This is a genomic window from Streptomyces sp. CA-181903 (assembly GCF_050937075.1).
Lineage (GTDB): Bacteria > Actinomycetota > Actinomycetes > Streptomycetales > Streptomycetaceae > Streptomyces.
In genome coordinates this window covers 6974267-6997787 of the sequence record NZ_JBNJLY010000001.1, presented here as the reverse complement: position 1 = coordinate 6997787, position 23521 = coordinate 6974267, and the positions used below count along the sequence as shown (strand labels likewise).

21 protein-coding genes and 1 pseudogene are annotated in these 23521 nt (G+C 70.7%); 14 read left to right on the top strand and 8 right to left on the bottom strand.

Annotated elements, in window-relative coordinates; translation table 11 throughout:
* Positions 1–56: 56 nt before the first annotated feature.
* Entirely contained in the window at positions 57–824 is a 768-nt protein-coding gene (locus tag ACQEVS_RS30995) for a thioesterase II family protein (RefSeq protein WP_433026223.1), read from the bottom strand.
* A gap of 151 nt (positions 825–975) precedes the next feature.
* Positions 976–2409, bottom strand: a complete 1434-nt coding sequence (locus ACQEVS_RS30990; protein ID WP_433026220.1) for a GMC oxidoreductase — start codon at positions 2407–2409, stop codon at positions 976–978.
* A gap of 779 nt (positions 2410–3188) precedes the next feature.
* Here ACQEVS_RS30990 and ACQEVS_RS30985 point away from each other — a divergent pair.
* Positions 3189–3881, top strand: a complete 693-nt coding sequence (locus tag ACQEVS_RS30985; protein ID WP_433026217.1) for a response regulator transcription factor — start codon at positions 3189–3191, stop codon at positions 3879–3881.
* The gene (locus ACQEVS_RS30980; protein ID WP_433028082.1) at positions 3874–5028 is read left to right on the top strand and encodes a sensor histidine kinase; all 1155 of its coding nucleotides are present in this window, start codon (positions 3874–3876) and stop codon (positions 5026–5028) included. The genes ACQEVS_RS30985 and ACQEVS_RS30980 overlap by 8 nt, the downstream gene beginning before the upstream one ends.
* A 221-nt stretch (positions 5029–5249) precedes the next feature.
* Here ACQEVS_RS30980 and ACQEVS_RS30975 read toward each other — a convergent pair whose 3' ends face one another.
* Together ACQEVS_RS30975 and ACQEVS_RS30970 are read right to left on the bottom strand one after the other, a co-directional pair.
* Positions 5250–6368 (bottom strand): lipid II:glycine glycyltransferase FemX, encoded by a 1119-nt coding sequence (locus ACQEVS_RS30975; protein WP_433026214.1) that lies wholly within the window; start codon positions 6366–6368, stop codon positions 5250–5252.
* Between the two features lie 8 nt (positions 6369–6376).
* The gene (locus tag ACQEVS_RS30970) at positions 6377–7759 is read right to left on the bottom strand and encodes a UDP-N-acetylmuramoyl-tripeptide--D-alanyl-D-alanine ligase (RefSeq protein ID WP_433026211.1); all 1383 of its coding nucleotides are present in this window, start codon (positions 7757–7759) and stop codon (positions 6377–6379) included.
* A 331-nt stretch (positions 7760–8090) separates the two neighbouring features.
* On the opposite strand from ACQEVS_RS30970, the gene ACQEVS_RS30965 reads away from it, so the two are divergent.
* The 5 genes and pseudogenes from ACQEVS_RS30965 to ACQEVS_RS30945 all read left to right on the top strand — a co-directional run.
* Positions 8091–9101, top strand: coding sequence for a D-isomer specific 2-hydroxyacid dehydrogenase family protein (locus ACQEVS_RS30965; protein WP_433026208.1), 1011 nt, complete (start codon positions 8091–8093; stop codon positions 9099–9101).
* On the top strand, positions 9089–10129 hold the full coding sequence (vanA, locus tag ACQEVS_RS30960; protein WP_433026205.1) for a D-alanine--(R)-lactate ligase: 1041 nt from the start codon (positions 9089–9091) through the stop codon (positions 10127–10129). Before ACQEVS_RS30965 ends, vanA begins: the two co-directional genes overlap by 13 nt.
* Entirely contained in the window at positions 10126–10734 is a 609-nt protein-coding gene (vanX, locus tag ACQEVS_RS30955; protein WP_433026202.1) for a D-Ala-D-Ala dipeptidase VanX, read from the top strand. The genes vanA and vanX overlap by 4 nt, the downstream gene beginning before the upstream one ends.
* Complete coding sequence (locus tag ACQEVS_RS30950) at positions 10706–11377, top strand: hypothetical protein (RefSeq protein WP_433026199.1); 672 nt, start codon at positions 10706–10708, stop codon at positions 11375–11377. The genes vanX and ACQEVS_RS30950 overlap by 29 nt, the downstream gene beginning before the upstream one ends.
* Before the next feature lie 442 nt (positions 11378–11819).
* Positions 11820–12278: pseudogene (locus ACQEVS_RS30945) on the top strand (DUF4291 domain-containing protein); the annotation flags it as partial.
* Between the two features lie 481 nt (positions 12279–12759).
* On the opposite strand, the gene ACQEVS_RS30940 reads toward ACQEVS_RS30945, so the two are convergent.
* The gene (locus ACQEVS_RS30940; protein WP_433026195.1) at positions 12760–13986 is read right to left on the bottom strand and encodes an acyl-CoA dehydrogenase family protein; all 1227 of its coding nucleotides are present in this window, start codon (positions 13984–13986) and stop codon (positions 12760–12762) included.
* 152 nt (positions 13987–14138) lie between these two features.
* Between ACQEVS_RS30940 and ACQEVS_RS30935 the strand changes: the two genes are divergently transcribed.
* Complete coding sequence (locus ACQEVS_RS30935) at positions 14139–14783, top strand: TetR family transcriptional regulator (protein WP_433026192.1); 645 nt, start codon at positions 14139–14141, stop codon at positions 14781–14783.
* 210 nt (positions 14784–14993) lie between these two features.
* Here ACQEVS_RS30935 and def read toward each other — a convergent pair whose 3' ends face one another.
* Positions 14994–15581: a peptide deformylase gene (def, locus tag ACQEVS_RS30930; RefSeq protein ID WP_433026189.1), complete on the bottom strand. Its 588-nt coding sequence runs from the start codon at positions 15579–15581 to the stop codon at positions 14994–14996.
* A gap of 165 nt (positions 15582–15746) precedes the next feature.
* Between def and ACQEVS_RS30925 the strand changes: the two genes are divergently transcribed.
* The 5 genes from ACQEVS_RS30925 (at position 15747) to ACQEVS_RS30905 (ending at position 20244) form a co-directional block, all read left to right on the top strand.
* Positions 15747–16985, top strand: coding sequence for a MurT ligase domain-containing protein (locus tag ACQEVS_RS30925; RefSeq protein ID WP_433026186.1), 1239 nt, complete (start codon positions 15747–15749; stop codon positions 16983–16985).
* A gap of 19 nt (positions 16986–17004) precedes the next feature.
* Positions 17005–17733: a type 1 glutamine amidotransferase gene (locus ACQEVS_RS30920; protein WP_004948762.1), complete on the top strand. Its 729-nt coding sequence runs from the start codon at positions 17005–17007 to the stop codon at positions 17731–17733.
* A 119-nt stretch (positions 17734–17852) separates the two neighbouring features.
* On the top strand, positions 17853–18878 hold the full coding sequence (locus tag ACQEVS_RS30915; protein ID WP_433026183.1) for a 6-phosphofructokinase: 1026 nt from the start codon (positions 17853–17855) through the stop codon (positions 18876–18878).
* Positions 18879–18971: 93 nt separating this feature from the next.
* Positions 18972–19925, top strand: a complete 954-nt coding sequence (locus tag ACQEVS_RS30910) for a cytochrome c oxidase assembly protein (RefSeq protein ID WP_433026180.1) — start codon at positions 18972–18974, stop codon at positions 19923–19925.
* Positions 19926–20085: 160 nt separating this feature from the next.
* Positions 20086–20244: a hypothetical protein gene (locus ACQEVS_RS30905; RefSeq protein WP_004948753.1), complete on the top strand. Its 159-nt coding sequence runs from the start codon at positions 20086–20088 to the stop codon at positions 20242–20244.
* A 207-nt stretch (positions 20245–20451) separates the two neighbouring features.
* On the opposite strand, the gene ACQEVS_RS30900 is transcribed toward ACQEVS_RS30905, so the two are convergent.
* Together ACQEVS_RS30900 and ACQEVS_RS30895 are read right to left on the bottom strand one after the other, a co-directional pair.
* On the bottom strand, positions 20452–20844 hold the full coding sequence (locus ACQEVS_RS30900; RefSeq protein WP_433026177.1) for an SSI family serine proteinase inhibitor: 393 nt from the start codon (positions 20842–20844) through the stop codon (positions 20452–20454).
* Between the two features lie 102 nt (positions 20845–20946).
* On the bottom strand, positions 20947–22335 hold the full coding sequence (locus ACQEVS_RS30895; RefSeq protein ID WP_433026173.1) for an erythromycin esterase family protein: 1389 nt from the start codon (positions 22333–22335) through the stop codon (positions 20947–20949).
* 339 nt (positions 22336–22674) lie between these two features.
* On the opposite strand from ACQEVS_RS30895, the gene ACQEVS_RS30890 reads away from it, so the two are divergent.
* Positions 22675–23511 (top strand): TIGR02452 family protein, encoded by an 837-nt coding sequence (locus tag ACQEVS_RS30890; protein ID WP_433026170.1) that lies wholly within the window; start codon positions 22675–22677, stop codon positions 23509–23511.
* The last annotated feature ends 10 nt before the right edge of the window (positions 23512–23521 follow it).

The following is a 23521-nucleotide window of genomic DNA, read 5'->3' as shown; positions in this document are numbered from 1 at the left end:
CGGCCCTCGCGTTTGGGCGCGATTCGACGTGGCGCGCCCTCGTGCTTCGCCGCGGTTCAGGCGGCGGGCCGCAGCCGTTCCGCGATCTCGCGCACCACCGCGTCCTGATGCTCCGTCAGATAGAAGTGGCCGCCGGTGAAGACGCGCAGGTCGAAGGAGGACTCGGTGTGGCCGGCCCAGGCCGCCGCGTCGTCCACGGACACCTTGGGGTCGGCGTCGCCGGTCAGCGCGACCACGGGGCAGCGCAGCGGCAGCCCCGGCTCGTAGCGGTAGGTCTCGGCGGCGCGGTAGTCCGACCGCAGCACCGGCAGGATCATGCGGACGAGCTCGTCGTCCGCCAGCACCTGGGCGTCGGTGCCGCTGAGCCGGCGCGTCTCGGCGAGGATCCCGTCGTCGTCCCGGAGGTGGACGGTCTCCTCCCGGTGGATCGACGGGGCGCGGCGGGCGGACGCGAACAGGGCGGACGCGACGACGCCCTTCTCCCGCTCGAACCGCCGGGCGACCTCGAAGGCGAGGGAGGCGCCCATGCTGTGCCCGAAGAAGGCCAGCGGTCGGTCGGCCCAGGGCAGCAGCACCGAGAAGACCCGGTCCGCGAGGTCGGGGATGTTGTCGACGAGCGGCTCGTCCCGGCGGTCCTGGCGGCCCGGGTACTGGACGCAGAGGACGTCGGCGAAGTCGGGCACGGCCCGCGCCATCGGGTAGTAGAAGCTCGCCGAGCCGCCGGCGTGCGGCAGGCAGACCAGCCGGACGTCAGCGTCCGGGCGCGGCGCGAACCTGCGTATCCACTGGGTGTTCTCCTCGGTGATGCCACGGACGTCGTTCACGGGACGGGTCTTCCTTCCAGGGCTGCTGCCGGGCGGTGCCGCGGACCGGTGGAGACCACGATGACAGGTCCGGGTCCCCCACCGGCCGGCCGGGTAGGGCCAGGTCAGACGTGCCCCGGAAGGCGGCGCCGCACACGTGATGCGGCGGGCGTCACGTTCGGCGGCCCGCCGTGGGCCGGACGTCCTGGCGGACGATCCGTTCGATGTTCCGCTCCGCCAGCGCGGTGATGGTGAGGAACGGGTTGACGCCGAGCGAGCCCGGGATCAGCGCGCCGTCGGTGACGTAGAGGCCGGGGTGTCCGGGGACCCGGCCGTACGGGTCGGTGGCGCGGCCGAGCACGCAGCCGCCGAGGGGGTGGTAGGTGAAGTCGTCGGCGAACGCCTTGGCGCGGGGGCCGAAGAGGTCGTAGCGGTAGTCGGTGCGGTTGGCGCGGTTGACGCGGTCGAAGAAGGAGCGGGCGGCGTCGACGGCGGGCCGGTTCTGGTCCCGGGTCCACCGCAGGCCCATCCGGTCCGTGGCGCGGTCGTAGACGAACGTGCCGCGTTCGGGGTTGCGGGTGATCGCGATGTAGAGGCTGATCCAGGTCTCGGTGCCGGCCGGCACCGGGGTGATCTCGGCGAAGACCGGGTGCCGCGGGTCGTCCCAGGCGTCGAGGCCGAGGGCGGGAACGGTGGACTGGTGGCAACCGGTGGGATCGCCGCCGTGGTTGGCGCGCGCGGCCATCACGTTCCCGTTGGGCCCCCAGCCGCGGCCGATCTCGGGGCCGAGGTCGGGCAGCGCGCCGGTCTCCCGGGCGCGCAGCAGCAGTTCGGTGGTCCCGAGGCTCCCGGCCCCGAGGAACAGCCGCCGGCAGCCGATCTCCTTGACGGCGATCCGGCGCCCGGCCTCGTCCGACCGCTCGACGGTCAGGACGTAACCCCCGGTCCGGCGAGGGCGGATGGACCTGGCACGGTGCAGTGTGGCGATGGTGACCCGCCCGGTGCGCAGGGCGGCGGCCAGATAGGTCTTGTCGAGGGACATCCGGCCGTGGTTGTTTCCGTAGATCAGCTCCCCGGCGAGCGCGGAACGCGGTGCCGTACCGTCCGCTTCCCTCCGCATATGCCCGAAGTCATAGACGTTGTCGAGGAACACCGATCGCAGCCCGGCCCGCGCCGCCTGCTCACGCGCCACACGCGAGTACCGGTACCACTCCGTCCCCTCGAACCAGGTCCGGTCGACGCCGTTGACGCGGAGCATGGCGCGGGCGCGCGGAAAGTAGCGGCGGTACATCTCCCCCGCGTCCACCTTCGGAAGCACCCGCCGCAGGTAGTCCCGACGGGGCGCCACGGCCATCCCCCCGTTGACCAGCGAGCCGCCGCCGACGCCGCGGCCCGCGTAGACGGCCATGGACCCGAAGTCGACCCGGTCCAGCACGCCGGCGTACGGCTCGACCTTCCGGTCGACGACGTCGAGCCAGAGGAACGAGCCGAGCGGCGCGGCGGTCCGGGTCCGGAACCAGCTGGACCGCCGGTCCGGGTCGAGCATCCCGCAGAACACCCGCCCGTCCGCCCCCGGCCGGTCCCACGCCCGCCCCATCTCCAGCATCAGCACCCGCTCCCCCGCCTCGGCGAGCCGTAACGCGGTGACGGCGGCCCCGTACCCGGTCCCGACGACGACGGCGGGAACGAACGCCCCGTCCCGCGCCGCCTCCCCGGCCTCCGCGGCGGCGACGGCCCGAGACCCCCGCCCAAAGCCTCCCCGCCAAGAACCACCGCCCCCAGCGCGAGCCCGCCACCGAGCACCCGACGCCGGGACGGTTGGTACTGATGGTGCTGAATCGACATGAACAGACCTCACCTCTCCGGAGCCCACCGAATGGGAACGAACGTCGGGGCCCCGGACGCATGCAAACAGAAGTTGCCGGAGAGGTAAGTGAGTTGCACCGGGACAGTCCTTGATTTCCCCATTCCGCTTGACTGTCGCGCCCGGTCGACGCTAAGGCCGCGCCGCGGGTCCGGGCACGGGAGATGCTCGGTGAGGTCGGCCTGGCCCAACGGGGCTGCCGGTGGCCCGGGGAGGTGTCGGTCGGCGAGGCACAGCGTGCGGCGGTCGCCCGGGCGTGCGTCGTCGAACCGCCGTCGTCTTCGGAGGCCGGATCCCCAGCGCCCAGGCCAGTTCGCGGACGCGGCGGGGATGGCGGACGAACGCACGGGGAGCGGGAGCACGGCGGGGACCACCGCGAGTACGGCAAACAACCGGTAGGAGAGCTTGGTGGGGATGGAATGTGATTCGTTCACGCTTCCCGTCGAGGAGTCATGGTGTTGTCGAACCGTGTCCGGTTTTTGATACGCCGACGATATGGCACCGCTTCGTAGCATGAGGCTATGCGCGTGTTGGTCGTTGAGGACGAGCCCTACATGGCAGAGGCCATCCGCGATGGGCTGCGCCTGGAAGCGATCGCGGCCGACATCGCCGGTGACGGTGACACCGCTCTGGAACTGCTGAGCACCAACGCCTACGCCATCGCCGTCCTCGACCGGGACATCCCCGGACCTACCGGTGACGAGATCGCCAAGCACATCGTCGCCTCCGGCAGCGGCATGCCGATCCTCATGCTGACCGCTGCCGACCGGCTCGACGACAAGGCCACCGGGTTCGAGCTCGGCGCCGACGACTACCTCACCAAGCCCTTCGAAATGCGAGAACTCGTGCTCAGGCTCAGAGCACTCGACCGCAGGCGCGCCCACAACAGGCCACCTGTGCGAGAGATCGCAGCTCTACGTGTGGATCCCTTCCGCCGCGAGGTCTACCGCGAGGGCCGCTACATCGCGCTCACCAGGAAACAGTTCGCTGTGCTCGAAGTCCTGGTCGCCGCCGAAGGCGGTGTCGTCAGTGCAGAGGAGTTGCTGGAGCGAGCGTGGGATGAGAACGCGGATCCGTTCACCAACGCCGTGCGCATCACGGTCTCGGCCCTGCGTAAACGCCTCGGCGAGCCCTGGCTGATCGCCACCGTGCCCGGGGTCGGTTACCGCATCGGCACAGGGGCGGACGCCGATGGCCGGACCGCCCGTGGATAGGCGTCAGGGGCTGAGCGTCCGCCTCAAGCTCACCCTCAGCTACGCCGGGTTCCTCCTGGTGGCGGGCGTCTTGCTGCTTGCCGCCGTGTGGGTGTTCCTTCTGCGGGGAAGGTCGAACAGTCTTCACGTTCCCGATCGGTCCGACTTCGTGCGCGTCTTCGACCCGAGCAATTTCGGCCCGGTCGTCTTCGTCCCGGCGGGGATCCTGGTGCTGGCGTTCTTGCTGGTGTTCGGCCTCCTGGGCGGGTGGGTTCTGGCCGGCCGGATGCTCACCCCGCTGATTCACATCACGGACGCCACCCGCAGGGTGGCGAACGGAACGCTTTCCTACCGGATACGCCTGCCGGGCCGCCACGATGAGTTCCGCGAACTCGCCGACTCCTTCGACGTGATGCTCGGGCAGTTCGAAGCCCACGTCGCCGAACAACAGCGATTCGCGGCCAATGCCTCTCATGAACTGCGCACTCCGCTGGCGGTCACGCAGGCGCTTCTCGACGTGGCCCGCAACGACCCGGACCGCGACATCTGCGAGCTTGTCGAGCGCCTGAGAGTGGTCAACACCCGGGCCATCGACCTCACTGAGGCATTGCTCCTGCTCAGCCGCGCCAACCAGCGGTCCTTCGCCAGAGAACACATCGACTTGTCCCTCATGGCGGAAGAAGCCACGGAAACGCTCCTGCCTTTGGCGGAAAGGCACGGCGTCACCATCGAAACCTCCGGCGAGACGAGCATCACCATCGGCTCACAGGCGCTCCTGTTGCAGATGACCACGAACCTTCTGCACAACGCGATCGGCCACAACCTGCCTGACCAGGGCATGGTGTGGATGAATACCAGCGTCCACCCCCACAGTGTCGTGCTCTCCATCGAGAACACCGGCGAGAGGCTCACCCCTCAGCTGGTCTCGACACTCACCGAGCCGTTCCGGCGCGGCACCGAACGCTTGCACACGGGCCACGCAGGTGTCGGCCTCGGCTTGGCCATCGTCAAAAGCATCGCCCAGGCACACGACGGAGCCCTCACCCTCGCCCCCCGCCCTGCCGGCGGCCTGCACGTCACGGTGCGACTGCCCGCCGCGCCGGCGCACACCCGAACAGACGACGATCAGGTTGACCAACGTCAGGGTCTCCCAGGCGACCCTCGATGAGCTTCTTCGGTGGTGCCGCTTCGCAGTGAGGACGGCTGTGGCGATGGCGTCATGCGGTGCGACTGCCACAGGGCCTGCGAAGCGCCCGCCAGGACGCCAAGCGGGCGGCGCCGCGTTCGACCGGGGCCCGGGCCGGGCGGGCCCGGTCGGTGGGCGGTCTTATCGCTGGGGGCAGTTCTCCCGCGAAGGCCCGCACCGAGTCGCGCCATCGGCGGGCTGCCTCAGCCTCGACGGGACATATAGACGTCGAATGCCTTGTAGAGCAGGCGACTCAGCGGCAGGTCCCATTCGCCGAGATACTCCACGGCTTCGCCACCGGTGCCGACCTTGAACTGGATCAGGCCCAGGTGCGGGGAATCCTTGTCCACGGTGTTGGTGATGCCTCGCAGGTTGTAGACCGTGCATCCGGCAGCCAGAGCGTCAGTGGTCATCTTCCACTGCACGGCGTTCGACCCGCGTACCTCCCGTTTGGCCGTGGTGGAGGCGCCGTAGCTGTACCAGGCGTGTGCGCCGACCCGGATCCAGATGGTGGCGGCGACGAGGTCGCCTTCGTGGTGGGCGAGGTAGAGCCGGATCCGGTCCTTGTCCTCGGCAAGCAGGGCCTCGAACATGGTCGGGAAGTAGCTGAACGGCCGCGGGATGAAGTGATCACGTTTCGCGGTCTCGAGGTAGACCCGGTAGAAGTCGGGCAGGTCCTCGACACCGCCCTGGGTCACGACGACGCCCGCCTTTCCGGCCTTCTTGATGTTGCGCCGCCAGAGCTGGCTCATCCCCTTCAAAAGCTGGTCTTCGTCCTTGCCGGCCAGCGGGACCTGGAAAACCCAGCGCGGCTGCCCGGCGGAGAATCCTTCCTCTTCCTTCGGCGGACGCCAGCCCAGATCCCGCAGCTGGATGCGTGCCCGAGCGGCGGCGTCGTGGACGGTGTCCGGCGGCACGTCGCTGAGCCTGGTGATCTTCGGGTCGGCGATCGCGGCCTTGATCGTCTCAGCACTCCAGGTACGGGCCACCGCCGTCGTCCCGATGCGTATGGCGAAGGCGCCAGAGCGCTTGAGGTGCTCCGCCAACGGGCCGAGCCAGCAGGCCAGATCATCCGAGGCCCAGTCGATCACCGGCCCTTCGGGCAGGTACGCCAGCGACCTCTTGAACCCGGGCAGCCGCCGATACAGGACCAGGCCCGCGCCGACAAGTCGATCGCGGTCGTCGATCCAGCCCAGCGACTGCGACTCCCACTCGCTCTTCACTGACGCCCAGGCCGGGGTCTGCAGGAAACTCACCGCAGGCTGGGCCGCGTTGAACGCGGCGTGATCGCTCGCCGTGATGACCCGTACCCGATAAGCCACAGCCGCTCCTACCTGTCGTTCCTTGGTCGATCCGCCAGCACATCGGGGGATCCGGACATGAGCGCGGCGGCGACCTCGTCAAGGCGCGCCCCGCGGGAGGCCTTGAGGAGCACCACATCGCCGGCCGAGAGCCGACCGCGCAGCCACTCAACGGCCGCGACGTTGTCGGTCAGCGCCACCGCCCGCTCTCCGGCGCCGTCGGCCAGCGGCCGGACGCCGACCGCGACCACCACGTCGGCCCGGCATGCGGCGTACCCCCCGATGGCGCGGTGGGCGACCTCGCTTCCGTCGCCGAGTTCGAGCATCTCGCCGAGGACGGCGATGCGCCGCCTGCCCTGGATCGCCTCCAACGCGTCCAGGGCGGCGCGGGTCGAGTCGGGGTCGGCGTTGAAGGAGTCATCGAGCAGCGTTGCGCCGCAGGCGAGGTCACGCAGCTCCAAGCGCCACTTCGACAGCGAGACCGCGGGCAACGCCGCTGCCGCCGCTTCGAGGGAGATGCCGGCCGCCAGCCCCACCGCCGTGGCAGCCGCCGCGTTGAGCGACTGGTGCGTGCCGACGAGCGGCAGCCTCACCGGAGCCCATCCGCCGGCGGTCCGCAGGGTGAAGGACGGCCGGGCGAGCCGGTCCGGCACCACGTCGAGTACGCGTACGTCGGCGTGTTCCGCCCGGCCGAAGGTCAGCACCGGGCCGTCGGTGAGCGAGCGCATCGCGATCACCCGGGGATCGTCGGCGCCCAAGACCGCGGTGCCGCCGGACGCCAGACCCCGCACCAGCTCTCCCTTGGCCTGGGCGATCGCCTCGCGAGACCCGAGACAGCCGAGGTGGGCCTGGCCGACGTTGAGGACAACCCCGACGTCGGGCGCGACCAAGTTGGTGAGTTTGGCGATATCGCCGATGCGGCGCACTCCCATCTCGAGGACGAGGAAGCGGGTGGCCGCGCCGGCACGCAGCATGGTGAGCGGCACGCCGAGCTCGTTGTTGAGCGAGCCGGTCGTGGCGATCGTCGGCGCGGCGCTCGACAGCACGGCCGCCAGCAGGTCTTTGGTGCTGGTCTTGCCGCGGGATCCGGTCACCCCGACCACGGTCAGCCCGTCGCGCAGCCGTGCCACGACGTGGGCTGCGAGTGCCTGCAACGCGGCTTCGGCGTCCTCGACAACGACGGTCGGCAGTGCCGTGGGCCGGGAGCCGAGCACAGCCACCGCACCGGCCCCGCCGGCCTGGACGGCGTAGTCGTGGCCGTCGACGTGTTCGCCGACCACTGCGACGAAGAGGCCGCCCGGCTCGGCCTGCCGGCCGTCGAGCACGGCCGGCGCGGTCACCGTCACGGCGTCGTCGCCCTTGACCCTCCCGCCGACCACCGCGGCGATCTCACCGAGGCTGAGCGGGATCACGCCAAGACCGCGCAAGGATTAGCGAAACACATCGAGACGCGGCCGCTCGCCAGGACGGCGAGCGGAGGCGGGTTGGTGAGGTGGAGGAGGGCAGAAGCCGGCTCGCGGGTACTCATGCCCTCCAGTCAAGAGAGCGTGATGTTGCCGGAGCGTACGCGGTTTTTGATATGCCGACGATATGTTGCAGGCCGGCGCCGGCCTCAAGACAAGCATCGTCACGCGCTCGCAGTGGCCGACATATCGTCGCCATATCAAAAAACGCATACGCGTCGGCAACATCACGCTCTCTTGACTGGAAGACATGAGTTCCAGCGGACCTACACGAGCAGAGGTGCGCCGCACCCGAGCACCGGTGTCATCCTCGCGGACCGTCTCGACAACGGGAATCACGTTCTACGGATGCGAGCAGGATGAGGCCCTGCTCTTCCGAGAAATGGCACCTCGCTTTGGCGTGGCGCCAACCATCACGAAGGAAGCGGTATCCGAAGCCACTATCGACCTGGCAGCCGGGAACCGATGCATCAGCGTCAGCCACAGGACGCACGTCACCCGTGCCACGCTCACCGCACTGAGCCGGGCCGGTGTGGAGTATCTCTCCACACGAAGCATCGGATGCAACCACATCGACGTGAACCACGCGATGAGCGTCGGTATCTCCGTCGGAAACGTGACGTACTCTCCCGACAGCGTTGCCGACTACACGCTGATGCTCATGCTGGTGGCCGTGCGCCACGCGAAGGCCACCGTTCGCCGCACCGATGCCCATGACTACCGGCTGAGTGAGATACGCGGCAAAGAGCTGCGCGACCTGACTGTCGGAGTGATCGGCACGGGGCGTATCGGCACAGCGGTCATCGACCGGCTACGGGGCTTCGGCTGCCGCGTGCTGACCTACGACAGTCGCCCCGACACCGTCGCCGATCACACGCCGATCGACGAGCTGCTTCAGCGCAGCGACATTGTCACGCTCCACACCCCACTCACCGCAGGCACCCGCCACCTCGTCGATCGTCGGCGTATCGAGCGGATGAAGCACGGCGCGTTCATCGTCAACACCGCACGCGGGCCGCTCATTGATACGGAAGCCCTTCTATCGGCATTGGAAAGCGGCAGATTGGGCGGCGCGGCGCTCGATGTCCTCGACGGCGAGGAGGGAATTTTCTACACCGACCGCCGTAACAAGCCCATCGGGAACCGCTCGCTGTTGCGACTCCAGGACCTGCCGAATGTGTTCATCAGCCCGCACACGGCCTATTACACCGACCATGCGCTGAGCGACACCGTCAGAAACACTCTCGTCAACTGCCTCGACTTCGAAAGCGGGAAAACATGGGCAGGTTGAAGATCGGAGTCATCTTCGGGGGCTCTTCCGAAGAACACTTCGTCTCCGTCAAGTCCGCCCGGGAGGTCGCGAAGAACCTCGATGCCGGTACATATGAACCGTATTGGATCGGCATCACCCAGTCCGGCGCCTGGCAACTCTGCGACTCTCCTGGCACAAACTGGGAGAACGGCGGCGCCCGCCCGGCCATCCTGTCACCCGACCGAAGCGTCCACGGACTGCTCATCCTGGAACAGGGACGATTCGATGTGATCCGTCTGGACCTCGTGCTGCCCGTTCTGCACGGCACGCTCGGCGAAGACGGTGCGATCCAGGGGCTGTTGGAGCTCTCTGGCATCCCCTATGCCGGCTGCGACATCCAGAGCTCCGCCGTGTGCATGGACAAATCCCTGACCTACGCCATCGCCAGGAGCGCGGGAATCGCCACGCCGAATTTCTGGGTGGTCGCGGCGGACGAGAAGGTCGACGCCGGTCGGCTTCCCTATCCCGTCTTCGTGAAGCCGGCCCGTTCGGGCTCATCTTTCGGTGTCAGCCAAGTTGCCGGAGAAGAGGACTTGCCGAGTGCCCTGGAGGCCGCACGTCAGTACGACTCGAAGGTCCTGATCGAAGAGGCCGTGGCCGGGAGCGAGGTCGGTTGCGCGATCCTGGGAGATCCATCCGCCCCAATCACGGGCGAGGTGGACCGCGTAGCCCTCTCACACGGGTTTTTCAGGATTCACCAGGAGGTCTCACCCGAGACCGGTTCGGAGAACTCGGCGTTCATCGTGCCCGCCGACATCTCCGAAGAATCGCGCCGGCTCGTCCAGGAGAGCGCCAAGACCGTCTACCGTGCGCTGGGCTGCCAGGGGCTCGCCCGCGTGGACATGTTTCTCCGGGACGACGGCCGGGTGGTGCTCAACGAAGTCAACACCCTTCCCGGCATGACCTCCTACAGTCGCTACCCCCGCATGATGGCCGCCGCGGGCCTGCCACTTTCCGATGTGATCGACCTGCTGGCGTCCACGACACTGCACCGAAAAAAGCGATGAACGAGGATTTCGCGTACCTGGACGAGTTGGTGCCCGGAATCCGGTGGGATGCCAAGTACGCCACCCCGGACAACTTCACCGGAAAGCCCGTAGACGGATATCTGGCAAATCGAATAGTCGGCACAAAATCTTTGTGTACGGCCCTGGGACGCGCAGAAGAAGAAGCCGCGTCCCTCGGCTTCGGCCTGCTCGTCTGGGACGGTTACCGTCCGCAACGCGCCGTCGACTGCTTCCGGCGCTGGTCAGAACAACCGGAGGACGGCCGGACAAAACAGCGCCACTACCCCAATATCGACAGAACCGAGCTCTTCGACAAGGGATACGTGGCCGCCAAGTCAGGCCACAGTCGCGGCAGTACCGTCGACCTGACGCTCTACAGCCTCGCCACTGGGGAAAACGCCCGCATGGGCGGCGGCTACGACCTCATGGACCCGATCTCGCATCATGGGGCAAGAGGAATAACGCCCACCGAAGCGAAAAACCGCGAGCACCTTTGCTCCATCATGGAGAAATGCGGTTTTGCTCGCTACGCCTGTGAGTGGTGGCACTACACGCTGAGAAGCGAGCCTTATCCAGATGTCTATTTCGACTTTCCCATCGCATGATGCGATCCTCCCTTATGTCTCCCAATGGGGAAGCCTGGACCGGAACGACGAAGTCGTCATGCGGCGTGCCGCCTCATCCGGGCTCGACGTCTTCCTGAGAAGCGCCGATCCATCGCAGATGCACGCCTGGGCCTCCGATGGATATCACTCGCGCGAGGATTACCTCTTCTGGTCCCGCAAAGTCTGCGGCTTGGCGTGCCTGCAGTCCCTGCTCCTCGGCTGGACGGACATCCGACTGCCGATGCGTGAACTCCTTTCGCTGTCCCTCGACCGGGGCTGCTACGTGGTGGGGCCCCAAGGCGAGGTCCGGGGACTGATCTACAGGCCGTTCATGGCCTGGGTCGGCTCACAATTCGGATTCGAATGCCGACTGGTCGAGAACACGCCGATCCGGGAATCCGCCCGAGCGGTGCGCCCCGGGCAAGCCCTGATCGCTTCGGTATCGCCTGAGATTCGTGACCCAAGCACCTACAGACCGAGGCAGGGAGGGCATCTCGTGTTGGTTCACGAGGTCCATGGCGGGACGGTGCGGTTCCATAATCCGTCGGGCTACTCCCACAACGCGGACTCCGCCTCGCTGCCCATGCACGTATTCGAGCGCTTCCATGCAAGGCGAGGAATCATGGTCAGCGCGACACCATGAGCCAGGCGAACCGGCGCCGGGCGCCGCTGAGCGCGCGATGGAGGGTTTGCGGAGTCGGCATCAGCCCGCGTCCGGGCGGGCGTGGGCGTCAGCTGTCGTCCCCCACAGCCCGGCGTCCATAGAGGCGCGGCCGGCCGCCGGCGCGGTCATGGTCGTGGTGGTTGGGTAGCGCCGACGGCAGATCGAGCCCGGCCGGCGGAGTCAGAGCCCGGGCAGCCGGCGCGCCACGACCGCCTTCTTGCGCACCGACGGAAGGCAGGTCGAGGCACGCGCCGCCGACACGCACACGCGCCGGGCATCCTCGACCGTACCCACCACGAGGGGCAGCAGAACAAAGGGAGACAGCCGAGGGCCCCTGGACGGGTAGGAACTCCGTCGCGGTACCGTCCATCGCTGCGTACGCTCGTTCCCGTGAACCTTGGGAACAAGACGGTGAACGCCGCTTGACTGGATCAAGCCGTCCTTCCTCTGGATGATGTACCGCTGCGGCTGGGGCACCAAGGAGGGGCAGCGGACGGTGCTGGCCGTGGAGATCGACCGGGAGGGGTTCGAGTGGGCGCTGCGGAACGCGTGCCTGTCGCACTACGACCCGGGTGTGCACGAGGATCGGGGCGCCTGGCGCCGGGAGTTGCGCCGGGCGCCGGCGCGGGTGCAGTGGGATCCGGAGCGGGATCCGCGGCTGCGGCCGCTGCCTTACCGGTCGCTGCAGCTCGGGCTGTCCGGCGAGGCGGCCCGCCGGTACGCGGACGAGTGGACGGTGGGCATCACGGACGTCACGCCGCTGGCCCGCGCCGTGCACGCGCGGGTGCGCGAGGGTGATCTGAAGGGCGCCGAGCGGCTGCTGCCGGAGGAGCGCCCGTACCCCGTGGCGGACGGGTTCCTCGCGCATCTGTGCCCGTAGCCCCTCCCCCGTGTCCCGGGACGCGACGGAGTTCCCGCGCCGGCGGTAAACCCCCACGGCCTGCGGGGAGTCAGTGCGGGTGAGGGCATACGGCGGGTGAGGGCGGGTGAGGGCGATCCCGCCCGGCCACGACCGGGGCCGTGCTGGTGCAGGCTGGTGGTACTGGTGGGTGGCGTGGGGTTCGCGGTCACCTCGGGAGACTTCAGGAGAAGGGGAGAGCGGGATGAGTGACGAGTGCGACCACGAGTGGGTCCTGTGGAGCGGCGCCAGCCGGTGCCGCAAGTGTGGCACGACGCAGTGGTCCGGGTGGCCCGGCACATGACCGGTCGCCAGGGGTACGGGTGCGGCGTGCCCTGAGATGCGGGGGCGCGCGCCCTGCCGGTGCGCGCCCGGCACGTCAACGCACAAGCGCAGACGACACCTCAGCGCGCCCGGCGCACCGGCACGTCCCCTCCATCCACGCGTCGGCGCGGCCCGCGCCTCAGCGCACCTGCACCCCGGAGACCGCCCGGGCGATCACCAACCGCTGGATCTCGCTGGTGCCCTCGAAGATCGTGTAGATGGCGGCGTCCCGGTGCATGCGCTCCACGGGGTACTCGCGGGTGTAACCGTTGCCGCCGAGGATCTGCATCGCCTGGGCGGTGACGGTCTTGGCGGTCTCGCCGGCGTAGAGCTTGCTCATGGAGCCCTCGGCCGAGGTGAACGGCTTGCCGGTGGCGGCCATCGCCGAGGCGCGCCAGACGAGGAGGCGGGCGGCGTCTATGCGGGTGCGCATGTCGGCGAGCTGGAAGGCGACGCCCTGGTTGTCGATGATGGGGCGGCCGAACTGGACGCGCGTGGTGGCGTAGTCGAGGGCGACCTCGTAGGCGGCGCGGGCGATGCCGACGGCCTGGGCGGCCACGGCGGGCCGGGACGCCTCGAAGGTGGCCATCGCCGCGTTGCCGCCGCGCGGGCCGCCCTTTTTCTTGCCCTCGCGGGCCCGCGCCAGGCGTTCGTCGAGCTTCTCCTTGCCGCCGAGCAGGCAGTGGCCGGGGACGCGGACGCCGTCGAGGACGACCTCGGCGGTGTGCGACGCGCGGATGCCGTGCTTCTTGAACTTCTGCCCTTGGGACAGCCCTTCGGTGCCCGGCGGGATGATGAAGGAGGCGTGGCCGCGGGCGCCCAGGCCGGGTTCGACGACGGCGACGACGACGTGGACGTTGGCGATGCCGCCGTTGGTCGCCCAGGTCTTGGTGCCGTTGAGCACCCACTCGTCCTTGGCCTCGTCGTAGACGGCGCGGGTGCGCATCGCGGAGACGTCGGAGCCGGCGTCGGGTTCGGAGGAGCAGAAGGCGGCGACCTTCACGTCGTCCGGGTCGCCGTACATCTGCGGGATCCAGGTGCCGATCTGCTCGTCGGTGCCGTTGGTCAGGACGCCGACGGCCGCCAGGCCGGTGCCGGTGATGGCGAGGCCCAGGCCGGCGTCGCCCCAGAAGAGCTCCTCGATGGCCACGGGGATGCCGAGGCCGGTGGGGTCGAAGAACTGCTTCGCGTAGAAGTCGAGCGAATACAGGCCGATTTTCGCCGCTTCCTGGACGACGGGCCAGGGGAACTCCTCGCGTTCGTCCCACTCGGCGGCGGCGGGCCGCATCACGTCGGCGGCGAAGCCGTGGACCCAGTCGCGTACGGCCTTCTGTTCGTCGTCGAGTTCCAGTCCGAAACCCGCCATGGCCCCTCCCGAGCGTTGCTTACCTGCGGTAACAGGAGTCTGTTACCGGTCAGTAGGACCTGTCAACTCCCCTCTCCCCCCGGATCCGCTGGGTGCCGCGGGTGTTACGTTGCGCAGGCATGTGAGAAGACACGGGGGCGGGAGGCACAGCCATGACGACCAGTCAGCGGGAAGACCAGCAGCGCACGACGGAACGGCGGCGCAGGGAACTGCTGGAGGCCGCGGACCGGGTGGTGCTCAGGGACGGGCCGGGGGCGTCGATGAACGCCATCGCGGCCGAGGCGGGGATCACCAAACCGATCCTCTACCGGCATTTCGGCGACAAGGGCGGCCTCTACCGGGCGCTCGCGGCCCGGCACACCGAGGCGCTGCTGGAGGGGCTGCGGGCCGCGCTCGACGCGCCGGCCGAGCGGCGGCGGCGCGTGGAGTCGACCCTCGACACCTACCTCGCCGCCATAGAGGCGCGGCCGCAGGTCTACCGGTTCCTGATGCACCCGGCCGAGGACGCCGGCCCCTCGGACCGCGGCTTCGACGTGGGCCGGCACTCCGCGCCCCTTCTGCGGCGGATGGGCGAGGAGCTGGCCGTGGTGATAGCCGAGCGCGTGGAGCTGGGTCCGGAGGGGACCGAACTCGCGCGCGCCTGGGGGCACGGCATCGTCGGCATGATGCACGCGGCCGGCGACTGGTGGCTCCGCGAGCGCCCCTTCCCCCGCGAGCGCCTGGTCAGCCACCTCGCCGACCTCCTGTGGGGCCGGCTGGCCACGGCGGGCGACCGGGCGGACGGCCCGGGCTTCTGATCCCCCGGGCCGGCTCCTCGTGGGCCGGTTCCTCATGGCCCCCACGGCCGGTCCGGTCGCAGGGGCCCGGCGGACGGGACGGGCCGCCGCCACATGACTACCGGGCGCACCCGCGCGGGCCGCGTACAACCCGCGCCCACCGCCACGAAGCGGCGCCCGGGACCGCCCGCGCGCTCGCACCCCGCCCCGGACACCCCTGCGTCCGCCTGCCTACGGCACCGCCCGCACCCCCGTCCCCGCCCAAGGCGCCCGGCGTGCGGCGCGGAGGGTGCGGCGGTGGGCGGAGCCGGTGAGGTGGTCGAGGTAGAGGCCGCCGTCGAGGTGGGCGCACTCGTGCTGGAGGCAGCGGGCGAAGAAACCGGTGCCCGTCACCCGTACCCGGGCGCCGTCGAGGGTGAAGCCCTCGACCACCGCCTCGTCGGCGCGCGGCGTCGGCGCCTCGAGGCCGGGCAGCGACAGGCAGCCCTCGGGGCCGCGCACCTCCACCCCGCCGGTCGACACCAGGCGGGGGTTGACGAGGTGGCCGAGGTGACGGACGTCCTCGTCGTCGGGGCAGTCGTAGACGAAGACGCGCAGCGGGACGCCGATCTGGTTGGCGGCGAGGCCGACGCCGTCGAAGGCGTACATCGTCGCGAACAGCGACTCCACGAGTCCGGCCAGGTCAATGCGCTCCCCGTCGGCCTCGACGGGCGCCGTGAAGTCCTCGACCTCGGTGCAGGGGGCGGCGAGCACCGGGTCGCCGAGCAGCCGCACGGGCCGCACGCGTCCGGAACTTCCTGGAATGGCACGTCTTCGCATGGGTCCAGCCTACGGGCCCGCGGACGACGGTTTCGGGCCCACGGGCGGATCTCGATAGGCTGATCCCCGACCGAAGCCTCCTGGCTGACGATTCGGCGCGGAGGGGGCGTTCCACCGGCGGACCAGGGAACAGGCGACGGCGCCGAACAAGGAGGATCTAGGACGATGGCAGGCAACTCGGGGCCGCTGTCCGCACGCGCCAAGCTGGCCGTGACAGCGGGCAAGGCCGCGGCGGCGGTGTCGCGGGCCGCGGGGCGCGGCAGCGGATCGGTGATCGGCGGCAAGGTCGCGCTCAAGCTCGACCCTGACCTGCTCGCCCGGCTGGCGACCCACCTCGACGTGGTCCTCGTCTCGGCCACGAACGGCAAGACGACCACGACCCGGCTGATCGCCGAGGCGCTGCGGGCCAGCGGCCCGGTGGTGTCGAACGCGCTGGGCGCCAACATGCCCGCGGGCATCACCTCCGCCCTCGCCGGCGGCTCGGACGCGCGCTTCGGCGTGATCGAGGTGGACGAGAAGTACCTGGCGATGGTCGCCCGGGACGTCTCGCCCAAGGCCATAGCGCTGCTCAACCTCTCCCGCGACCAGCTCGACCGCGCCGCGGAGACCCGCATGCTGGCCGAGAAGTGGCGGGAGGGCCTGGCCGGCTCCAAGGCGGTGATCATCGCCAACGCCGACGACCCGCTGATCGTGTGGGCCGCGTCGTCCTCACCGAACGTGGTGTGGGTGGCGGCCGGCCAGGAGTGGAAGGACGACGCCTGGTCCTGCCCGTCCTGCGGCGGTGTGATGCAGCGCCCGGGCGACGACTGGTTCTGCGGCGAGTGCGGCTTCCGCCGGCCGACGCCGAGCTGGGCGCTGTCGGGTGACTACGTGCTGGACCCGCACGGTTCGGCGTGGCCGATCCACCTCCAGCTGCCGGGCCGGGCCAACAAGGCGAACGCCACCACCTCCGCCGCCGTGGCCGCGACCTTCGGGGTGCCGCCGCAGGTGGCGCTGGAGCGGATGTACCAGGTGCAGGCGGTGGCCGGCCGGTACGACGTGGTGACGTTCATGAACCGCGAGCTGCGGCTGCTGCTGGCGAAGAACCCGGCCGGCTGGCTGGAGACGTTCTCGCTGATCGACGGCCCGCCGGCGCCGGTGCTGCTGTCGGTGAACGCGCGCGGCGCGGACGGTACGGACACCTCGTGGCTGTGGGACGTGGACTACACGCGGCTCGCGGGGCACCCGATCTTCGTGGTCGGCGACCGCAAGCTCGACCTGGCGGTGCGTCTGGAGGTCGCCGGCCTGGACTTCCGGGTCTGCGAGAACGTGGACGAGGCCGTGCAGTCGGCCCCGCCCGGCCGGATCGAGGTCATCGCCAACTACACCGCGTTCCAGGACCTCCGCCGCCGCGTCGGCAACTGACCCGCAAAGGACCATGAGCATGAGCCAGAACAGTCTGCGTGTGGTGTGGGTCTACCCCGACCTGCTCAGCACCTACGGGGACCAGGGCAACGTCCTGGTCCTGGAGCGCCGCGCCCACCAGCGCCGGCTGGACGTCCAGCGCCTGGACGTCCGTTCCGACCAGCAGATCCCCACCTCGGGCGACATCTACCTGATCGGCGGCGGCGAGGACCGGCCGCAGCGGCTGGCGGCCGAGCGGCTGCGCCGCGACGGCGGCCTCAACCGGGCGGTCGCCAACGGCGCGATCGTCTTCTCGGTCTGCGCCGGCTACCAGATCCTGGGCCACGAGTTCATCAACGACCTGGGCCAGCGCGAGCAGGGCCTCGGCCTGCTGGACGTCTACAGCACCCGCGGCGAGGGCGAGCGCTGCGTCGGCGACGTGCTCGGCGACATCGACCCGCAGCTCGGCCTGCCGCCGCTGACCGGCTTCGAGAACCACCAGGGCGTCACCCACCTCGGCCCGTCCGCGCGCCCGTTCGCCCGGGTCCGCTTCGGCAACGGCAACGGCACGGGCGACGGCACCGAGGGCGCGTTCAACGAGACGGTCTTCGGTACGTACATGCACGGCCCGGTCATGGCGCGGAACCCGCACATCGCGGATCTGCTGCTGAAGCTGGCGCTGGACGTCAACGCGCTGCCGCCGGTGGACGACCGCTGGTACGACGCGCTGCGCAACGAGCGGATCGCGGCGGCGACGCAGCCCGCGTAACCGTCCGGCCGTCTGGATGACGGACGCCGGTGTTCCCCGTCATCCGCCCTGGGTAGGGTGACGGGGATTCCACCGGACGACGGGGTCCGGTCGTCGGCCCTGTCACAAAGGTTTCCACCATGCGCATCGGTGTGCTCACCTCCGGCGGCGACTGCCCCGGTCTCAACGCCGTCATACGTTCCGTCGTGCACCGCGCGGTCGCCGACCACGGCGACGAGGTGATCGGCTTCCACGACGGCTGGCGCGGTCTGCTGGAAGGCGACCACCGGCCGCTCGACCTGGACGCGGTGGCCGGCATCCTGGCCTCCGGCGGCACGATCCTCGGCTCCTCCCGGGTCCGCCCCGAGCAGTTGCGGGACGGCGTGGAGCGGGCGAAGGAGCACGTCGCGGCGCTGGGTCTGGACGCGGTGATCCCGATCGGCGGCGAGGGCACGCTCAAGGCGGCCCGGCTGCTGTCGGACGGCGGGATCCCGATCGTCGGGGTGCCCAAGACGATCGACAACGACATCGCGGTCACCGATGTGACCTTTGGCTTCGACACGGCCGTGGGCGTCGCCACGGAGGCCCTGGACCGGCTGAAGACGACCGCCGAGTCGCACCAGCGGGTACTGATCGTCGAGGTGATGGGCCGGCACACCGGCTGGATTGCCCTGCACTCGGGCATGGCCGCCGGCGCCCACGCGATCGTGGTCCCGGAGCGGCCCTTCGACATCGACGAGCTCACCGCGCTGGTCGGCAAGCGCTTCGAGGCCGGCAAGCGGTTCGCGATCGTGGTGGTCGCGGAGGGCGCCAAGCCGCGCGAGGGCTCGATGCCGTTCGAGACCGGCGGCACGGACGTCTACGGGCACGAGCGGTTCGCCGGGGTGGCCCGGCAGCTCGCCGTCGAGCTGGAGCGGCGGCTCGGCAAGGAGGCCCGGCCGGTGATCCTCGGCCACGTCCAGCGCGGGGGCACCCCGACCGCGTACGACCGCGTCCTCGCCACCCGCTTCGGCTGGCACGCGGTCGAGGCCGCGCACCGCGGCGACTTCGGGATGATGACCGCGCTGCGGGGCACGGAGATCGCGCTGGTGCCGCTGGCGGAGGCGGTGGAGTCGCTGAAGACCGTGCCGGAGGACCGGTACGGCGAGGTCGACTCCGTCCTCTGACCGCCGCGTCCGACCGGCGCCCCCGGGCGCAGGTCACACGGGGGCCGCCTCTACTCTGGATCCGGCGCATCGGTCCTAATCGGGAGAGAGCGGATGGATCACAGCGGGCACGGCATGGACATGATGGACATGCCACCGTTCACCCTCGGACGGGGTCTGGAGTGGAGCGGTGATCCGTTCTTCACCACCGCCTGCGCCGTCGGCCTGGCCCTGTACGGCTATGCCGTCGTGCGGCTGTGGCGCCGGGGCGACAAGTGGCCGGTGAACCGGACCGTGTGGTTCACCCTCGGCGTCCTCTCGGTGGCGCTGGTGATGTGCACCAAGCTGAACGACTACGGCATGGTCATGTTCAGCGTGCACATGGTCCAGCACATGGTGATCAGCATGCTCTCCCCCATCCTGATCCTGCTGGGCGCGCCCGTGTCCCTCACCCTGCGCGCGCTGCCGCCGGCGGGCCGGGGACGCAAGGGCCCGCGCGAGTGGCTCGTGATGCTGCTGCACAGCCGCTATATGCGGATCATCACGCACCCGGCGTTCACGATCCCCATGTTCATCGCGAGCCTCTACGGCCTCTACTTCACCCCGCTCTTCGACTTCCTCATGGAGAGCCGGACCGGCCACATCGCCATGATGATCCACTTCCTGGCGGTCGGCCTGGTGTTCTTCTGGCCGATCATGGGCGTGGACCCGGGCCCGCACCGGCCGGGCTATGTGATGCGGATGCTGGAGCTGTTCGCGGGCATGCCGTTCCACGCGTTCTTCGGCATCGCGCTGATGATGTCGTCCGAACCCATGATCGGGACGTACAAGCACCCGATGGCCTCGCTGGGCATCGACGCCCTCGACGACCAGCACGCGGGCGGCGGCATCGCCTGGGCCTTCAGCGAGATCCCGTCGGTGGTGGTGCTCTTGGCGCTGGCCTTCCAGTGGTACCGCTCCGAGCAGCGGCAGGCCCGCCGCAGCGACCGGCAGGCGGACCGGGACGGCGACAAGGAGCTGGCGGACTACAACGCGTACCTCGCCTCGCTCCAGGCGCGCGGCAGATGAACCGGCTCGGGCGCTGACCCACCGGCTCGGGCACCGCTGGGCGACGAGCACCTTCAGCGCTGTGGCATTGACGGCCGCGGCCGGAGACGATGGTCTCCGGCCGCGGCTCGCGCATATGTGCGCCTCATATGTGCGCGGGGCCGCCGTGAGGAGGTGCGGGGTGCCCGGATCGACGAAGACGATGGCTTGGCTCACCGTGGGCGGCCTGGTGGCCGTGACCGCTTACACGGTGACGTTGGGGGGCAACGGCTGGCTCTGGTTCGCCTGGGTCGTGCTGGGGCTGACGACGATAGGGGCGCTGGTGGCGCGGGGGACGTGAGATACCGCCGGTCGGCGGTGGCGGGGGACGTGAGGGACCGCCGGCCGGCGGTGGCGCGGAAGACGTGAAGGGCCGCCGGCCGGCGGTGGCGCGGAAGACGTGAAGGGCCGCCGGCCGGCGGCCGCGCGGGGGACGCGAGGAACCGCCGGCCGGCGGCGGGAGCCGGGACGGCCGGAGGGTACCGGCGGCAGGCCGCGCCCCCGCCGCTCAGAAGCGGAACACCGGCCCGGTCGCCGCGTCGAGGGCGCACGGGCCGGAGTAGGTGCCCTTCCAGTGCAGGTCGGCCGTTCCCCAGCGGCCGTCGGCCGTCGCGGTGACGGGCTCCCGCTCGGCACCGCACGGCCGGTCCTCGCGCCGGAGGGCGTTCGGCCGGCCGTGCGCCTCGGCGAGGCGCGCGCACGCCTCGGCCGCGTGCGGATGCCGGCCGCCGGCGTCCGGGCAGGTCAGCCGGACACCGCGGATCCAGGTGTGGTCGGCGCCGGAGAGGGTGAGGAGCAACTCGCCCCGCTCGGGGCCGGGTTCGCCGGCGGACGCCGGGGCGGCCGACAGTGCGAGCGCGACGACGGCCGCCGCGGCGGCGAGGGGTCTGATGGCGGACATCGCTGTGCCTTCCGAGGAGCGTGGGGCCCGGATGCTCGCACACCCACCGCCCGGATCGCCACTTTCACCCCTCTTTCGGGGCAAAGCGGGATCGACTGCCGGTCACTCCAGGAGATCGGCGCTGAGGGTGGTGTCCGGCACGCAGAGAATCCCGTCGAACGCCTCCAGCACGGGCGTCTCCAGGAAGGCGGTGTCCAGCCGGGTGCGGACCGGCTCGGGCAGCCCGCGGCGGCGGGCGTACGCGCGCAGCGCCCGCGCGTCCACCAGCGCGGGCCGGTCCCGGACGTCGGCGAACAGCGCCTCGACACTGTCCGGGACGGCGTCCGGGACGGCGGCCCGGCCCCAGCGCATACCGGCCGGGTGGTCACGGTCGGGCACGTTCTCGACCGTCTCGCCGCCGTTGCCGGTCAGGGCGATCGGCACGTAGTCCGAGCCGAGGGCCCGGGCGAGGAGGTGACCCATGGTGGTCACCGCCGTCGGACCGCCGATCCCGTCGGCGGAGCGCTGGATGTGGGCGTTGTGCCCGACGAGGACGACGCGCGTGCCGGGCTCGGACCGGTCCAGGAACTCCAGCAGGGCGTCGGCCAGATACCGTTCCCGGGCGGCGAACCCGGCGAGGTCGGGCTCGCCCGCGAGCGCCTCGGCCATCGCCCGCTGGGCCCGGTCGGTGGCGACCGCCGCGCGGACGTCCGACAGCGCGGTCTCGTACGCCGCGCGGCCGGAGTGCTCGGAGTAGAGCTCCCGCAGATCGGTGAAGCGGCCGAGCAGCCGGGAGAGGGCGGTGGTGAGGCGGTCCTGCCGCGCCGTGTCCAGGGCGAGGCGGGCGTAGGCGGGCACCATCACCGTCCCGCCGGCGAGGGGTTCCGCGATCTCCCGCGCGGCGTCCAGGAAGCGCAGCGCGCCGGGGTCGGCGTCGGCGAGATACGCGGCGACGGGGTCGAGGACGGGCGCGAGCGAGCCGCCCGCCATGGGGATGTCGCAGCCGAGGAAGCGAACCGGCCGCGCGGCCCCGGCGTTGTGCCGGCGCTGCCACCGGAGGGTGTCCCTGACCTCGGCCGGGAGTCCCAGGCGGTGGACGCCGGACGCCGTGCCGCCGGGGGCCAGGAGATCGTCGAGGCCGCCGGGGCCGCCCTGGACCCAGGCGTCCACGGCGCGGCCCTCGGCCGCGCCGTACTCCATCGCGTGGGCGGTGAAGCCGAGTTCCTCGACGAGGAACCGCAGGATGCGGTGGCGCTGGAGGGCGAACTCCCGGATCTGGTGCGAGTTCTCGCCCAGGGCGACGACGCGGGCGTCGCCGACGAGTTCGCGAAGCGGCTCCAGGTCGCCGAGCGGGCCGTCCGGGTCCGCGTCCGGGCCGAGCGGCGCCGGCCGGGCGGCGTTCGCGGCCACCCAGCGCACGAGTTCGGCCGGGGCGGCCGTCAGTGTCGGCTCGGCGGCGGGCAGGAGTTCGCGCAGGTCGCTGGTGTCGTGGTCGTGGTGTTGATCGTTCATGGGATGTGCTCCGCAGTACTCGTCATCGACGTCGGAGCCGGGCAGCGTGAAGCACCGCACCGGCGGGGAACCGGGGTGCGGCGAAGCTGACGTGACGCGCTGGTCGCAGCTTGCCGCTAGGCGGCGCTGCGGGGCCTGGCGAACCAGCTCTGGACGGCGGGGAAGCACATGCCCGCGACGGTACCAAGGGGCAGGCGAGCGCGCACCGGGATTTCGGTCCGGTGATCGTCGGCCACCGCGGTCGGTGGCTGACGCCCCGTCTGGTCCTGAAGGTCGGAAAACCCGTGGTCACCCGGACCCGCACGCACCTAGGGTCACCGGCGTGACAAGGAGTGACATATGAGCGCACGACTGCGCGCGATCGCGCAGGAGACGGAACGGATCGTCGCCGAGGGGCGGTACACGGCGCCCGGCGGGCGGGTGGTGGACATCGCCGGCGCGGTCGCGGCGGCCCGTGCGGGGACGCGGTTGTACGGGCCGGGGCCGGTGGCCGTCCCCGAACGGGACGCCGCCGGGGCGGCCACGGTCTTCGAGGTGACCGGGGAGGACAGCCTGGCGGCGGCCCGCCGGCTGGCGGCGGACGGGGCCGCCGGCGAGGTCGCGGTGCTGAACTTCGCCTCCGCCCGCAATCCGGGCGGCGGTTACCTCAACGGCGCGCAGGCGCAGGAGGAGGCGGTGTGCCGCGCCTCCGCGCTGTACACCTGCCTGCGCGAGGTGCCCGGGTTCTACGCGGAACACCGGGCCGACCCCAGCCCGTTCTACAGCGACCGGGTCATCCACTCCCCCGGCGTGCCGGTCTTCCGCGACGACCGGGCCGCACTGCTCGAAACCCCGTTCCGCGTGGGCTTCCTGACCTCTCCGGCCCCCAACGCGGGCGTGATCACGCAGCGGACGCCGGACCTGGCCGTCCGGATCCCCGCCGCGCTGGTCTCGCGCGCCGGGCGGGTGCTGGAGGTGGCGGCGGCGCACGGGTACGGGCAACTGGTGCTCGGCGCCTGGGGATGCGGCGTCTTCCGCAACGAACCGGCGCACGTGGCCGCCGCGTTCGCCGCCCACCTCACCGGTACGGGCCGGTTCGCCGGGCACTTCGGGCGCGTGGTCTTCGCGGTGCTGGACCGGAGGGCGGACTCGCCGACACGCGCCGCGTTCTCCGCCGTGTTCGGGGCGCGCGGCTAGTCTGCCGACC

Bases quoted from the DNA above. Each gene is read 5' to 3' on its own strand.
- ACQEVS_RS30990 (WP_433026220.1), bottom strand. From the start codon at position 2,409: ATGCTGGAGATGGGGCGGGCGTGGGACCGGCCGGGGGCGGACGGGCGG.
- ACQEVS_RS30985 (WP_433026217.1), top strand. From the start codon at position 3,189: ATGCGCGTGTTGGTCGTTGAGGACGAGCCCTACATGGCAGAGGCCATC.
- vanA (WP_433026205.1), top strand. From the start codon at position 9,089: ATGGGCAGGTTGAAGATCGGAGTCATCTTCGGGGGCTCTTCCGAAGAA.
- vanX (WP_433026202.1), top strand. From the start codon at position 10,126: ATGAACGAGGATTTCGCGTACCTGGACGAGTTGGTGCCCGGAATCCGG.
- ACQEVS_RS30950 (WP_433026199.1), top strand. From the start codon at position 10,706: ATGTCTATTTCGACTTTCCCATCGCATGATGCGATCCTCCCTTATGTC.
- ACQEVS_RS30940 (WP_433026195.1), bottom strand. From the start codon at position 13,986: ATGGCGGGTTTCGGACTGGAACTCGACGACGAACAGAAGGCCGTACGC.
- ACQEVS_RS30935 (WP_433026192.1), top strand. From the start codon at position 14,139: ATGACGACCAGTCAGCGGGAAGACCAGCAGCGCACGACGGAACGGCGG.
- def (WP_433026189.1), bottom strand. From the start codon at position 15,581: ATGCGAAGACGTGCCATTCCAGGAAGTTCCGGACGCGTGCGGCCCGTG.
- ACQEVS_RS30925 (WP_433026186.1), top strand. From the start codon at position 15,747: ATGGCAGGCAACTCGGGGCCGCTGTCCGCACGCGCCAAGCTGGCCGTG.
- ACQEVS_RS30920 (WP_004948762.1), top strand. From the start codon at position 17,005: ATGAGCCAGAACAGTCTGCGTGTGGTGTGGGTCTACCCCGACCTGCTC.
- ACQEVS_RS30915 (WP_433026183.1), top strand. From the start codon at position 17,853: ATGCGCATCGGTGTGCTCACCTCCGGCGGCGACTGCCCCGGTCTCAAC.
- ACQEVS_RS30910 (WP_433026180.1), top strand. From the start codon at position 18,972: ATGGATCACAGCGGGCACGGCATGGACATGATGGACATGCCACCGTTC.
- ACQEVS_RS30900 (WP_433026177.1), bottom strand. From the start codon at position 20,844: ATGTCCGCCATCAGACCCCTCGCCGCCGCGGCGGCCGTCGTCGCGCTC.
- ACQEVS_RS30895 (WP_433026173.1), bottom strand. From the start codon at position 22,335: ATGAACGATCAACACCACGACCACGACACCAGCGACCTGCGCGAACTC.
- ACQEVS_RS30890 (WP_433026170.1), top strand. From the start codon at position 22,675: ATGAGCGCACGACTGCGCGCGATCGCGCAGGAGACGGAACGGATCGTC.